The sequence below is a fragment of the Pseudomonas sp. KB-10 genome, assembly GCF_018221585.1.
GTDB classification, from domain to species: Bacteria; Pseudomonadota; Gammaproteobacteria; order Pseudomonadales; family Pseudomonadaceae; genus Aquipseudomonas; species Aquipseudomonas yangonensis.
Window position 1 is genome coordinate 126,746 of sequence record NZ_QYYB01000003.1, and the last position, 13,541, is coordinate 140,286.

The 13,541-nt window shown below is 65.1% G+C and carries 12 protein-coding genes; 8 read left to right on the forward strand and 4 right to left on the reverse strand.

Features of this window, described 5'->3' with window-relative positions:
• Positions 1 to 149 precede the first annotated feature (149 nt).
• Entirely contained in the window at positions 150 to 1,382 is a 1,233-nt protein-coding gene (locus tag DXK50_RS09095; RefSeq protein ID WP_212630084.1) for an RNA polymerase sigma factor, read from the forward strand.
• Between the two features lie 117 nt (positions 1,383 to 1,499).
• On the opposite strand, the gene rapA is transcribed toward DXK50_RS09095, so the two are convergent.
• Positions 1,500 to 4,343, reverse strand: coding sequence for an RNA polymerase-associated protein RapA (rapA, locus tag DXK50_RS09100; RefSeq protein ID WP_212630085.1), 2,844 nt, complete (start codon positions 4,341 to 4,343; stop codon positions 1,500 to 1,502).
• 162 nt (positions 4,344 to 4,505) lie between these two features.
• Here rapA and DXK50_RS09105 point away from each other — a divergent pair, with 162 nt between their 5' ends.
• From DXK50_RS09105 to DXK50_RS09130, 7 genes are all read left to right on the forward strand, one after another.
• Complete coding sequence (locus tag DXK50_RS09105) at positions 4,506 to 4,799, forward strand: aspartate-semialdehyde dehydrogenase (RefSeq protein ID WP_161866578.1); 294 nt, start codon at positions 4,506 to 4,508, stop codon at positions 4,797 to 4,799.
• 33 nt (positions 4,800 to 4,832) lie between these two features.
• Positions 4,833 to 5,432 (forward strand): alpha-ketoglutarate-dependent dioxygenase AlkB family protein, encoded by a 600-nt coding sequence (locus DXK50_RS09110; RefSeq protein ID WP_212630086.1) that lies wholly within the window; start codon positions 4,833 to 4,835, stop codon positions 5,430 to 5,432.
• On the forward strand, positions 5,429 to 5,590 hold the full coding sequence (locus tag DXK50_RS09115; RefSeq protein ID WP_212630087.1) for a hypothetical protein: 162 nt from the start codon (positions 5,429 to 5,431) through the stop codon (positions 5,588 to 5,590). Before DXK50_RS09110 ends, DXK50_RS09115 begins: the two co-directional genes overlap by 4 nt.
• A gap of 200 nt (positions 5,591 to 5,790) precedes the next feature.
• Positions 5,791 to 5,907 carry a cytochrome c oxidase subunit CcoM gene (gene ccoM / locus DXK50_RS25155; RefSeq protein WP_283088575.1) on the forward strand — a complete coding sequence of 39 codons (117 nt, stop codon included), beginning with the start codon at positions 5,791 to 5,793 and terminating at the stop codon, positions 5,905 to 5,907.
• 222 nt (positions 5,908 to 6,129) lie between these two features.
• Entirely contained in the window at positions 6,130 to 8,118 is a 1,989-nt protein-coding gene (locus DXK50_RS09120; protein ID WP_212630088.1) for an FUSC family protein, read from the forward strand.
• Positions 8,105 to 8,308, forward strand: a complete 204-nt coding sequence (locus tag DXK50_RS09125; RefSeq protein ID WP_106732923.1) for a DUF1656 domain-containing protein — start codon at positions 8,105 to 8,107, stop codon at positions 8,306 to 8,308. Before DXK50_RS09120 ends, DXK50_RS09125 begins: the two co-directional genes overlap by 14 nt.
• Positions 8,309 to 8,319: 11 nt before the next feature.
• Entirely contained in the window at positions 8,320 to 9,171 is an 852-nt protein-coding gene (locus DXK50_RS09130) for an efflux RND transporter periplasmic adaptor subunit (RefSeq protein WP_212630089.1), read from the forward strand.
• A 434-nt stretch (positions 9,172 to 9,605) separates the two neighbouring features.
• Here DXK50_RS09130 and codA read toward each other — a convergent pair whose 3' ends face one another.
• The 3 genes from codA to codB are packed head-to-tail and all read right to left on the reverse strand — an operon-like array spanning position 9,606 to position 13,344.
• On the reverse strand, positions 9,606 to 10,841 hold the full coding sequence (codA, locus tag DXK50_RS09135) for a cytosine deaminase (RefSeq protein WP_212630090.1): 1,236 nt from the start codon (positions 10,839 to 10,841) through the stop codon (positions 9,606 to 9,608).
• Between the two features lie 11 nt (positions 10,842 to 10,852).
• The gene (locus DXK50_RS09140; RefSeq protein ID WP_212630091.1) at positions 10,853 to 12,076 is read right to left on the reverse strand and encodes a PucR family transcriptional regulator; all 1,224 of its coding nucleotides are present in this window, start codon (positions 12,074 to 12,076) and stop codon (positions 10,853 to 10,855) included.
• Positions 12,073 to 13,344: a cytosine permease gene (gene codB / locus DXK50_RS09145; protein WP_212630092.1), complete on the reverse strand. Its 1,272-nt coding sequence runs from the start codon at positions 13,342 to 13,344 to the stop codon at positions 12,073 to 12,075. The genes DXK50_RS09140 and codB overlap by 4 nt, the downstream gene beginning before the upstream one ends.
• Positions 13,345 to 13,541 lie beyond the last annotated feature (197 nt).

Genomic DNA, 13,541 nt, shown 5'->3' on the forward strand with positions numbered 1-13,541 from the left:
ATGACTCCCTTCATTACTGGAATGCGCGACTATGCCCAGTGGTCGAATGGCTGCCAACGCAGGAGATGCCAAATCGGGGGGCGGATCGTGCCGCCACTCGACGCCGCCAGCGGTATTGGGCACCGTAGGCGTTCGTTCAGGAGAAGCGCATGTCGATATCGCCACCGGTCAGCGAACTGATCGAACGCCTTTACCGCGAAGAGTCGCGCCGAGTGCTGGCGACCCTGATTCGTCTGCTCGGCGATTTCGACCTGGCCGAGGAGGCGCTGCACGAGGCGTTTCGCGGTGCGGTCGAGCAATGGCCGCACTGCGGTGTGCCGGACAATCCACGCGCCTGGCTGGTGTCTGCCGGGCGCTTCAAGGCCATCGACAACCTGCGCCGGCAGCGTCGCTTCCAGCCGCTGGATGAGCAGGCCGAATTGCCCGACGAGGGTGACGTCGAGGGAGGCGAACTGCTCGAAGACGATCGCCTGCGCCTGATCTTCACCTGCTGCCACCCGGCGCTGGCCAGTGATGCCCAGGTGGCTCTGACCCTGCGCGAGGTGTGCGACCTGACCACCGAAGAGATCGCCCGCGCCTTTCTATCCAGTCCTGCGACCCTGGCCCAGCGCATCGTGCGGGCCAAGGCGAAGATTCGCGATGCGCGTATCCCTTACGAGGTGCCGGGGCGCAGCGAGCTGCCCGAGCGCCTGGAGGCGGTGCTGCGCGTTGTCTATCTGGTGTTCAATGAAGGCTACTTCGCCAGCTCCGGTGATTCGCTGACCCGCAGCCAGTTGTCCGACGAGGCGATTCGCCTGGGACGCTTGCTGCTGGAGCTGCTGCCCGAGCCGGAAGTGCAGGGGCTGCTGGCGCTGATGTTGCTGCACGAGTCGCGGCGCGCTGCACGTAGCGGCGTCGATGGTGAGGTGATTCTGCTGGACGCTCAGGATCGCAGCCTGTGGAACCGCGAGCTGATCGCCGAAGGCGAGGCGCTGGTGCTGCAGGCCTTGCATTCGCGGCGTTTCGGCCCCTACAGCCTGCAGGCGGCGATTGCCGCAGTGCACGCAGAGGCGGCCAGCCTGGAAGAAACCGATTGGCTACAGATCGTCGGCCTGTATGACGAGCTGTTGCGCCTGGCTCCGTCGCCGGTGATCGAACTCAACCGCGCCGTGGCACTGGCCATGCGCGATGGCGAACAGGCGGGGCTGGTGGAGATCGACCGATTGCTGGCTGCGGGCGAACTGCAGGGTTACCACCTGGTCCATGCGGCGCGTGCCGATCTGCTGCGCCGGCTGGGCCGTCACGAGCAGGCAATAGCTGCCTACCGCCAGGCCCTGGCGCTGGCGCAGCAAGGGCCGGATCGGCAGTTTCTGCAGAAAAGGCTGGATGAGCTGGGCGGGTAACGCTTTTGGGTCGTAGCCCGGATGCAATCCGCGAGCAAAGTGCCTGCCTTTCCCGGATTGCATCCGGGCTACCTCGAGGGACCGTAAGTAAGGGGCGCTGCCCAGCGCCCCCAAGAGTTAGCCCGCAACCAGTACGCGAATCGCTTCCAGGCGCAGGGCAGCCTTGTCGAACATCGCCAGGCTTTGCTCGCGCTGCTCGCGCAGAGCCTCGATCTCGCTGTCGCGTACGCTCGGGTTGACCGCGCGCAGGGCGACCAGGCGGGCCAGTTCCTCGTCCAGTTCGGCGATCAGGCGACGCTTGGCCTCGGCCACGCGCTCGACATGGCGCGGCATGATCTTGGCTTCGGCGTCATTGATCTGCTTGGCCAGCACATCGCGCTGGGCCTGGACGAACTTGTTGGCGCTGGCCCGTGGCACGCTTTCGAGTTGGTCGTTGAGCGTCTCGAAACCGACCTTCGGCGCCAGGTCGTTGCCATTGGCGTCGAGCAGACAACGCAGCGCAGCCGGTGGCAGGAAGCGGCCCAGCTGCAGCTTGCGCGGGCCGACCACTTCGCTGACGTAAAGCAGCTCCAGCAGCACGGTACCGGGTTTGAGCGCCTTGTTCTTGATCAGCGCCACCGCGGTGTTGCCCATCGAGCCGGACAGCACCAGGTCCATGCCGCCCTGGACCATGGGGTGTTCCCAAGTGAGGAACTGCATGTCCTCGCGGGCCAGGGCCTGCTCGCGGTCGTAGGTGACGGTCACTGCCTCGTCATCGCCCAGGGGGAAGCTGGCATCGAGCATCTTCTCGCTGGGGCGCAGGATCAGGGCGTTGTCGGAGTGGTCTTCGCTGTCGATGCCGAAGGCGTTGAACAGCTCTTCCATGTAGATCGGCAGGGTGAACTGGTCGTCCTGCTCGAGGATCGCCTCGACCAGCGCCTCGCCTTCGCCGGCGCCGCCGGAGTTCAGCTCCAGCAGGCGGTCGCGACCGCTGTGCAGTTCGCCTTCCAGGCGAATGCGTTCGGCGGTGGCTTCGTCCACCAGTTGCTGCCACTGACCGTCGTCGGCGTTCTCCAGCATCGGCAGCAGGCGTGGGCCGAACTGATGTTGCAGGGCGTTGCCGGTGGGGCAGGTGGCGAGGAAGGCGTTCAACGCCTGGTGGTACCACTGGAACAGGCGCTCCTGCGGACTGTTCTCCAGATAGGGCACGTGCAGCTGGATGCGGTGTTTCTGGCCGATACGGTCGAGACGGCCGACGCGCTGTTCGAGCAGGTCCGGGTGGGCCGGCAGGTCGAACAGTACCAGGTGATGGGCGAACTGGAAGTTGCGGCCCTCGGAGCCGATTTCCGAGCAGATCAGCACCTGGGCACCGAATTCTTCGTCGGCGAAGTAGGCGGCTGCGCGGTCGCGCTCGAGGATGCTCATGCCTTCATGGAACACCGTGGCAGGGATGCCGGAGCGCACACGCAGGGCGTCTTCCAGATCCAGCGCGGTTTCGGCGTGGGCGCAGATCACCAGCACCTTGAATTTCTTCAGCATCTTCAGGGTGTCGATCAGCCACTCGACGCGCGGGTCGATGCGCCACCAGCGTTGCTCGTCGTCGATCTCTTCCTGCGCCTGGTAACTGACTTCCGGGTACAGCTCGGCGTGCTCGCCGACCGGCAGCTCCAGGTATTCGTCCGGGCTCGGCAGCGGGTAGGGGTGCAGCTCGCGTTCGGGGAAGCCCTGCACCGCGGCGCGGGTATTGCGGAACAGCAGGCGGCCGGTGCCGTGGCGGTCGAGCAGTTCGCGTACCAGGCGCGATCGGGCCTCGCTATTGCCGCCGTCGATGGCATCGAGCAGTTCACGGCCTTCGTCGCCAAGGAAGCCGCCGATGGCATCGCGCGCCTGGGCGCTGAGCTTGCCCTGGTCGAGCAGCTCCTGCACCGCTTCGGCCACCGGGCGGTACTGGCTGCTCTCGGCGCGGAAGGCTTGCAGATCATGGAAGCGAGCCGGATCGAGCAGGCGCAGGCGCGCGAAGTGGCTGTCCTGGCCGAGCTGTTCCGGGGTGGCGGTGAGCAGCAGCACGCCGGGGATGACCTCGGCCAGTTGCTCGACCAGTGAATATTCGGCGCTGGCTTGTTCCGGGTGCCAGACCAAGTGGTGGGCTTCGTCGACCACCAGCAGGTCCCAGCCGGCAGCGAACAGCGCGTCCTGAGCCTTTTCGTCGTCCTTCAGCCACTCCAGGGCGACCAGTGCCAGCTGGCAATCCTCGAAGGGGTTGCTGGCGTCGCTTTCCATGAAGCGCTCGGCGTCGAACAGCGCAACGTCAAGGTTGAAACGCCGGCGCATTTCCACCAGCCACTGGTGCTGCAGGTTTTCCGGGACCAGGATGAGCACGCGGCTGGCACGGCCGGAGAGCAGCTGGCGATGGATCACCAGGCCGGCTTCGATGGTCTTGCCCAGGCCCACTTCGTCGGCCAGCAATACGCGCGGGGCGATGCGGTCGGCCACTTCGCGGGCGATATGCAACTGGTGGGCGATCGGCTGGGCGCGTGCGCCGCCCAGGCCCCACAACGACGACTGCAGCAGGCGGCTGTTGTGTTCCAGGCTGTGGTAGCGCAGGGCGAACCAGGCCAGCGGGTCGATCTGGCCGGCGAACAGGCGGTCGCTGGCCAGGCGGAACTGGATGAAGTTCGATAGCTGGGTTTCCGGCAGGGTGACCGGCTGATGCTGAGCGTTGAGGCCGTGGTAGACCAGCAGACCGTCGATGTCCTCGACTTCCTGTACGGTGAGCTTCCAGCCCTCGAAATGGGTGATCTCGTCACCCGGGGCGAAGCGCACGCGGGTCAGCGGGGCATTGCGCGTGGCGTATTGGCGGGTTTCGCCGGTGGCCGGGTAGAGCACGGTGAGCAGGCGGCCTTCCTCGGCGAGGATGGTTCCCAGACCCAATTCCGCTTCGCTGTCACTGATCCAGCGTTGCCCCGGTTGATACTGCGCCATGCCTGTCTCCCGCGTGAAAAAGCCGGCTATGGTAACGGATGCCGAACCATGGCTAAAGCGGTCGTGGCACTAACGTCGCTTCCGTTAGTCGAAAGTGTAGTGAGCGCGCCCTCAAGTAGCGTTTCGCGGGGCCGACAGCCTGACCAAAGGAGGTGCTGTTGCATGCTGCCACCGATTCCCCAAGGCGTGGTGCCGGTCACGGCCTCGCAGGACGTGATCAAGCCCAAGCCCGAGATTCCTCCGGTGACCCCGGCCGAGGAGAGCGCCAAGGAAAGTGCGCTGAGCCTGGACAAGCGCCATCCGCAGGAAACCGAAGAGTTGCTGCGCGAAGAGCAGCGCCGTCGACAACGGCGTGGCTACACTCCGGAACAGCTGGCTGAGGCCGAGCCGGAAGAAGTGGAGCAGGCGCTGGGAGATTTGCCCCGACAAGGGCTGTGGGTGGATGTTGAAGTCTGAGACACTCTTTTATTCTCGTTGATATAGACCGCCATGCTGTTCGCCGACCCCTTGCCTGCAATTGCCGATGCCGAGCTGGACTACCTGCCTGGTTGGGTGGATGCCAAGCTGGCCGACCACTGGCTGCACGTGCTGGTTGAGCAGACGCCCTGGCAACAGCCGGAACTGTTCATTCACGGGCGTTATCACCGCACGCCAAGACTGACCGCCTGGTACGGCGATGTTGAGGCGCGCTATCGCTACTCCGGCAAGCTGCATGAGCCGTTGCCCTGGACGCCGCTGCTGGACGAGATTCGTCAGCGGGTCGCGGACGAGGTCGGGCAGCCGCTCAATGCCGTATTGCTCAACTACTATCGCGACGGCCAGGACTCCATGGGCTGGCATAGTGATGCCGAGCCAGAGCTGGGGCGCAACCCGCTGATCGCCTCGCTCAACCTGGGTGGCAGCCGACGTTTCGACCTGCGCCGTGTTGGCTGCACGCGCATCGAACATTCACTGACGTTGGAACACGCTTCGCTACTGGTCATGCGCGGGCCGACCCAGCATCATTGGCAACATCAAGTGGCGAAGACGCGCCAAGCCTGCGCGCCGCGCCTGAATCTGACCTTTCGCCTGATCCGGTTTCCGCTATGAGCAATGACGACAAGCTGATCGACTTCGCCGCCGAGCGCGACAAGCGTATCCACGATCTCAACGACAAGCGCCTCAACGAGATGCGCCAGGTCTTCGAGCAGGTATTGCCGCTGGGCAAGGCCAGGAAGAAGGGCAAGAGCAAGCCCAAGAAACGCTGAAAGCGTCCCCGATTTTCCCGCTGCGCACTCCGTTGTGCAGCGTCTCCCGCCGCGAACCCCCTCGATTTCTTGACCTGGGTCAGTATTCCCTCAAGCCCGGTCACGCCTGCTCTTGAGCCATTGACCCAGGTCAATTTTCCCATCGCCAGCGCTGATAACGTTAAGCCATCCCAGACAGACAGGCACAACAGGAGGCAGCCATGTTCGTCGATACAGTGGTTCTCGCCGGAGTCGGCACCGTTCTTCTGATGGTCGCGTTCTTCGGGGGTGTTGGTTACTTCATCTGGAAGGATGCGCACAAGCGCAAGCCGAGCTGATCCTTCCAGTTCACTGGGCACGCAAGGCAATTCGGGCGACTTCGGTCGCCCTTTTTTTTGCCGAACTTTGACGATCGCCTTGCAAACCGACGCGCACTGCTGACCTGAGCGATTGATCCTCTGGACAGATATAGTTAGCTAGCTAATAATTGAGTTTCGCATGGAGGCGGAACCCAATCGCTACAGCTATGTTCAGAGCTGAGACTTCTTCAGGTAGCCATCGTGCGTGATTCCTTGCTGGTGTTCCTTGCACCAAGCTCGCAAGCCGTTCAATTCGCCATCAAGACCTTGCTCGGCGGTGGTCTGGCGTTGTGGTGCGCACTGCGTTTTGGCCTGGAACAACCGCAGTGGGCCTTGATGACTGCATTCATCGTTGCCCAGCCGCTGTCCGGCATGGTGGTGCAGAAGGGCCTGGCGCGGCTGCTCGGCACGCTGGTCGGCACCTTCATGGCCGTGGTGATGATGGGGCTTTTCGCCCAGGCGCCACTGCTGTTCGTGGTGGCCTTCGCCCTGTGGCTGGCGTTGTGTACGGCATCCTCGACCATGTTGCGCAGCGCCTGGTCGTACTCCTTCGTACTGGCTGGCTACACCGTGGCGATCATCGCCTTGCCGGCCATCGGCAAGCCGCATGTGGTGTTCGACGAGGCCATCGCCCGTTGCACGGAAATCTGCCTGGGCATCATCTGCGCCACGCTGAGCAGCGCCCTGCTCTGGCCGCAGCGGGTCGAGCGGCAACTGGCGCAACAGGCACGTAACGCCTGGCAGGCCGGGGTGACAGCTTCGCGTCAGGCGCTGGCCGGTGAGGCCGACTCGCGGCAGGGGTTGCTGGAAGTGCTGGCGCGTATCGTCGCCGTGGATGCCCAGCGTGAACATGCCTGGTTCGAGGGTGCGCGCGGTCGCCAGCGTGCCGTGGCGTTGCGGGTGCTGAGCCGCGATCTGCTCGGCATGTTGCGCCTGGCCCGCGGAGTCGCACGGCAGTGGCGACAGCTGGGCAGCGCCGAGGCACAGGCCGTTGCGCCCTGGTTGCAGGTGGTGGACGAGCGCCTGCAGCAGGCGCAGCCGACAGGTTTGCCGGAGTTGGTCGAGCAGCTGCGCCAGGCCGTGCAGGACGAAGAACTGAGCAGTGGCCAGCAACTGTGTCTGGAGCGGCTGATGGTGCTGCTGCTGCGCGTCGAGGACGCGAGCCGTGCCTTGCTCGCAGTCGAGCAGGGCAGGGCGCCGGCCGATGCGCCGCGCGCGCTGTCCTGGCATTACGACTGGCAGAGCGCGCTGGTGTATGGCTCGCGTAGCGCGCTGACCTTCCTGACCCTGGCGGCCTTCTGGCTGGCCACTGGCTGGACCCACGCCATCGGCGCGTTGCTCCTGGCCTGCGTGGTGTGCAGTTTGTTCGCCCGGCTCGAAGCCGCGCCGCAGATCGGCATGATGTTTCTGCGCGGCATCTTCTACGCGTTGCCGGTGGCGTTTTTCGTCGGGCAGATTCTCATGCCGCAGATCGACGGCTTCGTGATGCTCTGCATGGTGCTGGGCGTGCCGCTGTTCTTTGGTGTGCTGGGCATGGCCAAGCCGGCGACGGCTGCGACCTCGACCTCGTTCTGCCTGCACTTCATCGTTCTGTGCCTGCCGGCGCCGGGTGTCGGCTATGACGTCGCCTATTTCCTCAATGAGGCGCCCGGGATGCTGATGGGTGTCGGTTGTGCGGTGATGGCCTTCAAGCTGGTGGTGCTGCGTAACCCGGTCTGGCATGGGCGGCGCCTGATGCAGGCGATCCTGACCGATCTCGGGCGTCTCACTCGTCGCGACCTGGGCCGCGCCGAGAACTGGTTCGGCGGGCGCATGGCCGACCGTCTTATCCAGTTGGCGCGGCACTACCCGGCGCGGCCGGACCAGACGCGCAGCCGTTGGGACGATGGCGTGGCCGGTCTCGATCTGGGCGATGAGTTGCTGCACCTGCGCAAGTGCCTGACCCATGCCGATGCCGGGTTGGCACGTTCTCAGCAGCGCTTTCTTGAACGCCTGGAAAACGCCCTGGAGCGTGGTCCCGCACCGGGCCGTGAAGACGTTCTGGACGCAGCGGTGGCCGAGCTGCAGGAGGCCTTGCGCGCCTGCACGCCGAGTATCGACAAGCGCCTGGCCGAGGCGGCGCTGTTGCAACTGCAGAGTGGCTGGCGCCACTGGTGCCAACTCAGAGGAGGGGCTAATGGGTTTGCATGAATGGTCCCTGGGCGGCGTGTTGCTAAGCCCGATGGCGGCCTACGCGGTATTGGCGTTGCTGCTGACCGGCGTGTTGCGCCTGGGCTTGCAGCGCATCGGGTTGTCGCGCTGGATCTGGCACGAAGCCCTGTTCGACTGTGCCCTGTATGTCTGCGTGTTGGCGGCGGTAATTGCCGTCCTGGCGCATTGAGGAGAGAAAGCATGCGTTCGACCATTCGAGTCGGCATAACCCTGGCCATGGTGGTGGTGGCGATCTTCGCCGGTTCCTGGATCTGGCAGCACTACATGTACTCGCCCTGGACACGCGACGCCCGCGTGCGCGCCGAGGTGGTGACCATAGCCCCGGACGTGTCCGGCTGGGTAGTCGAGCTCAAGGTGCGTGACAACCAGCAGGTGAAGGCGGGCGATCTGCTGATGAGCATCGACCGCGACCGCTATCAGGCGGCGGTGGAGAAGGCCAGGGCGGTGGTGGATATTCGCCGCCAGCAATTGAGCCTGCGTGAGCATGAGGCTTCGCGCCGCTCGCGCCTGGGCGCCCAGGCGATCAGCGCCGAGCTGCTGGAAAATGCGCAGATCAACGCCGAGATGGCGCGCGGCGAATACCGCGAAGCGCAGGCCGATCTGCGGGTGGCCGAACTTAACCTGGCGCGCAGTGAAGTACGTGCGCCGCGTGATGGGCAGATCACCAATCTGGTGCTGGCGCAGGGTAACTACGTGAATGCCGGGCAGGCAGTGATGGCGCTGGTCGACACCCAGTCGTTCTACGTGCAGGCGTATTTCGAGGAAACCAAGCTGCCGCGCATACAGGTCGGCGCGCCGGTGCAGGTCTGGCTGATGGGCGGGGACCGGCAGATTCGCGGCGAGGTGGACAGCATCAGCCGCGGCATCACCGACCGCAACGCCAGCCCGGACGGGCAGCTGCTGGCTGATGTCGAGCCGACCTTCAACTGGGTGCGTCTGGCGCAGCGCATTCCGGTGCGCATCAAGCTCGATGAAGTGCCCGATGGCGTGGTGCTGAGCGCCGGCATGACTGCCAGCGTGCGGGTGGAGTAAGGCTGTTTCGCAGTTGTAGGAGCGGCTTCAGCCGCGAGCTCTTCAAGCGTAATCGCGGCTGAAGCCGCTCCTACGGTCACTGTTCGAATGAGTTCGTAGGGTGGACAACGCGAAGCTTGTCCACCGCTAAGCGCCGGCATGACCGCCAGCGTAAGGGTGAAATAGCGCGGTTTCGCAGTCGTAGGAGCGGCTTCAGCCGCGAGCTCTTCAAGCGTAATCGCGGCTGGAGCCGCTCCCACGGTCGCTGTTCGTATGAGGACTATTGTGTTTGCTGTTCTGCCGTTTATGGGGGATCAAACTGGACGATGTGCCCGAGGGATGGCTTGAGCGACGACATGACCCCAGCATGCGGAAGAAGTAGGGCGTGTAGGAGGGGCTTTAGCCGCGATCCCTTTGGAGGCTGTCGCGGCTGAAGCCCCTCCCACATCTGAGCATCAGGCGCGCTCGATGCTGGCCGGTGTGCGGCGCATCAGCACCTTGCCATGGCGCACCGACACCAGCGCATGGCCCTGGCTGCGCACCATCTCGTAATCGTCCGGCGCCGAGAGGATCAGCAGGTTGGCCGGGCGACCCACCTCCAGTCCATACCGATCACCCAGTGCCAGCGCGCGAGCCGAGTTGTCGGTGATCAGGTCCAGACTGCGCTTGAGATCTTCATAACCGAGCATGTGGCAGATGTGCAGGCCGGCTTCGAGGATGCGCAGGATGTTGCCGTTGCCCAGCGGGTACCAGGGGTCGACGATGGAGTCCTGGCCGAAGCAGACGTTCATCCCGGCGCGGTCGATTTCCGCCACGCGGGTCAGGCCGCGGCGTTTCGGGTAGGTGTCGAAGCGCCCTTGCAGGTGGATGCTCTCGGTGGGGCAGGAGATGAAGCTGATGCCGCTCATCTTCAGCAGGCGGAACAGCTTGGAGCAGTAGGCGTTGTCGTAGGAGCCCATGGCCGTGGTGTGGCTGGCGGTAACCCGCGCGCCCATGCCGCGTACGCGGGCTTCCTCGGCCAGCACTTCGAGAAAACGCGACTGCGGGTCGTCGGTCTCGTCGCAGTGCACGTCCACCAGGCAGCCTGTGCGCTCGGCCAGGTCCATGAGGAACTTGATCGACGACACGCCCTGGTCGCGGGTGTTCTCGAAATGCGGGATGCCGCCGACCACGTCGGCGCCCAGCTCGATGGCCTGTTCCATCAGTGCGCGGCCATTCGCGTAGGACTCGATGCCCTCCTGCGGGAAGGCGACGATCTGCATGTCGATCAGGTGGCGGGTTTCCTCGCGCACTTCGAGCATGGCCTTGAGCGCGGCCAGGGTCGGGTCGGTGACGTCGACGTGGGTGCGTACGTGCTGGATGCCGTGGTCGACCAGCATGTCGATGGTCTTCTTGGCGCGGGTCTTGGTGTCTTCATGGGTGACCAGCGCCTTGCGCTCGGCCCAGCGCTCGATGCCTTCGAACAGCGTGCCGCTCATGTTCCAGGCCGGCTCGCCGGCGGAGAGGGTGGCGTCGAGGTGGATGTGCGGCTCGACGAAGGGCGGCACGACCAGGTTGCCGGCCGCGTCCAGGTCGCCCTCGGCGATGGGATGCAGGGCGTGCTGGGCGTCGATGGCGGCGATGCGCTCGCCGTCCAGGGTGATGCGGTGCAGGCCGTCGCGGCCGCGCAGGCGGGCATTGTGGATGATCATCAGGGTTCCTCTCAGGCAGGCGACGACAGGCGCCGGATCAACAGCGCAACGCTGATGTTCAGGCGGTCGTGCGGATCTTCGAACGAGCAGCCGGTCAGCGCTTCGATGCGCTGTAGACGGTAGCTCAGGGTATTGCGGTGAACGTTGAGGCGTTGCGCGGCCAGTGCCAGGTTGCCGTTCTCGGCGAACCAGGCCTCCAGCGTCGGCATCAGCACTGGCTGGTGGCGCGAATCGTCGCCGATCAGCGGGCCGACCACGCGCTCGACGAAGCGATCGAGCAGACTGCGGTCGCGAATCGCGCCGAGCAGCTCCAGCACGCCCAGTTCATTGAAACTGCACAGGCCCAGGCGTTCGGGAAAGCGCTGCGCCACGGCCAGGGCCTGACGCGCCTCACCCAGGCCCTGGGCGAAACGCGGCGCCGCGCAACCGGCGCTGCCCAGACCGAGGAACAGGCGTAGCGGGCCGAGCTGCGGGCGCAGCTCGTCGAGCAGCGCGGTCATGGCCTGGCGGTTGCGTGCTTCGGCCTGGTTATCGGGGCAGGGCAGCAGGGCGATCCAGTGGCGGCCCTGGCTGACCAATGGCAGTGCGTCGCCCAGTTCGCCCAGGCTCTGCTCCAGGCGCCGTTGCAGCAGTTGCTGGCGGCTCTGCAGCTGGCGCTCGGCGTCTTCGTCGGGGATATCGCCGAACAGCTGCTCGCTGCCGTCGAGGCGCAGCAGCGCCACCTGACGAGGCACATGTAATGCCAGGCCGAGGCTGTCGCCCCGTTGCAGCAGGATGTCGAGCGATTGGTAGTCACCGTCGAGCACCTGTTCCAGCACGTGCTGGCGCGAGCGGCCGAGCTGCTGCGCATGGACCAGCGCGGTGCCGATGGCCTGGGTAACCACCACCATCTTCAGCGCGTAGGGCTGCTCGATCAGTGGCAGGTTCAGGCGCTCGGCTTCTGCGATGACGTTGGGCGGGATGGCCTGGATGAACTCGGCGCCGGTGAGGATGACCAGGCCGGCGACCACGCGTTCATGGCCTTCGCGTACCAGGCGCAGCAGGTTGGCTTCGCCACGCGGGTGGTTGATGCCGGTAACGAAGATCAGCTCGCCGCCCATCACCCAGTCGGCGATGCCTTCGTTCTCCGCCACGTAGGGCCAGCGCACGGCATTGCCGCGTCCGGTCTGGCCGGCACGCAGGCGCATGCTGGCCAGACCGGGCAGGGCGAGTACGTCGGCGACGGTCAGGCTCACGCGTCGGCGACCTGCTGGCGGCCAGCCAGAACCTTGTTCAGCTCGAACAGCACCACGTACGCCGCGGCTGCCACGGCGATGCCTACCAGCGGTGCGACCCAGGGCGAGAAATAGGCGCTCAGCGCACCGATCAGGTAGGCGCCCAGACCGATCCAGTTGAACGCCGGCAGGCGAGCATCGGCCAGTTTCGGATAGCGCGTGCGGTGGCCATAGAAGAAGTCGGCCATGATCACGCCGCCAATCGGCGGGATGACCGAGCCGAGCAGGATCAGGAAGGGAATCAGCATCTCGTACATGCCGCCGATGGCCAATAACGTGCCGATGCCGGCACCGACCAGCGTCACGGTCTTGCGCTTGCCGGTGCGCAGCAGGTTGCAGCCGGCTGCCGCGAAGTTGTAGATGGTGTTGTCCTGGGTCGTCCACAGGTTGAGGAACAGCATGACCACGGCGGCCATGGACAGCCCCTGCAGCACCAGCACTTCGACCACATCGGGCTGCTGGTAGACGATGGCGCCATAGGCCCCGGCAATGATCATCAGACCGTTGCCGATGAAGAAGCCGAGCAGGCTGGCCAGCACCGCGACGCGGCCGCTCCTGGCGAAGCGCGTCCAGTTGGTGGCCTGGGTGGCGCCGCTGACGAAGGTGCCGAACACCAGGGTGATGGCCACGCTCAGGCTCATGCTCTCCTTGGGTTCGACCGCCAGCAGGCCGGCGAGGCCGCCGATATCGCGGGTGGCGATCCACAGCGAGGCAACCAGCAGTACCAGCATGGCCGGCACGGCGACGCGTGAAAGCATATCCAGACCCTTGTAGCCGACGAAGGCGGTGAGGCAGAAGCCGAAGCCGAACAGCACCATCAGCGGCATGGTCAGCCCGTCGGGCAGGCCGAGAATCTTCACCAGGACGATGGCGATGGTCGCCGTGCCCCAGGCATACCAGCCGATCTGGGTGAAACCGAGCAGCATGTCGGATAGCTTGCTGCCTACCTCGCCGAAGCAGAAACGGCCCATCAGCACCGAGTTCAGGCCGCTGCGGCAGGCGATCAGGCCCAGCACGGCGGCATACAGGCCGAGCAGCAGGTTGCCGATCACCGCGGCCCAGAGCAGGGTGGTGAAATCGAAGGCCATGCCGATCTTGCCGCCGGCGAACATGGTGGCGGTGAAGAAGGTGAAACCGAACAGCAGGATGGCGGTGGAGAACAGCCCCTTGCGCGCGCCGTTGGGCACTTCGCTCAGAGGGTAGTCGCTATCGGGGGTGGCGTTGCTCATTGGCCTGGCTCCGGTGTAGGTGGTGAGGCCTTGGCGATAGCAGGGGACGTGCCAGATTCCAAAGGCATTCTCTGTTGGGCGAGGTGATCAAGCGTTCTTGTGCGAAATGCACAATAAAAAGCGCTCGAAGAGCGCCAGGGTAGTTCAGGGTTGTGAGTTTAGAATAAAAGTGGTGCGCGCCGCAGCGGTCGCGCACC

Coding starts and splice junctions, on each gene's coding strand:
- DXK50_RS09095 (WP_212630084.1), top strand. CDS start 150: ATGTCGATATCGCCACCGGTCAGCGAACTGATCGAACGCCTTTACCGC.
- rapA (WP_212630085.1), bottom strand. CDS start 4,343: ATGGCGCAGTATCAACCGGGGCAACGCTGGATCAGTGACAGCGAAGCG.
- DXK50_RS09105 (WP_161866578.1), top strand. CDS start 4,506: ATGCTGCCACCGATTCCCCAAGGCGTGGTGCCGGTCACGGCCTCGCAG.
- DXK50_RS09110 (WP_212630086.1), top strand. CDS start 4,833: ATGCTGTTCGCCGACCCCTTGCCTGCAATTGCCGATGCCGAGCTGGAC.
- DXK50_RS09115 (WP_212630087.1), top strand. CDS start 5,429: ATGAGCAATGACGACAAGCTGATCGACTTCGCCGCCGAGCGCGACAAG.
- ccoM (WP_283088575.1), top strand. CDS start 5,791: ATGTTCGTCGATACAGTGGTTCTCGCCGGAGTCGGCACCGTTCTTCTG.
- DXK50_RS09125 (WP_106732923.1), top strand. CDS start 8,105: ATGGGTTTGCATGAATGGTCCCTGGGCGGCGTGTTGCTAAGCCCGATG.
- DXK50_RS09130 (WP_212630089.1), top strand. CDS start 8,320: ATGCGTTCGACCATTCGAGTCGGCATAACCCTGGCCATGGTGGTGGTG.
- codA (WP_212630090.1), bottom strand. CDS start 10,841: ATGATCATCCACAATGCCCGCCTGCGCGGCCGCGACGGCCTGCACCGC.
- codB (WP_212630092.1), bottom strand. CDS start 13,344: ATGAGCAACGCCACCCCCGATAGCGACTACCCTCTGAGCGAAGTGCCC.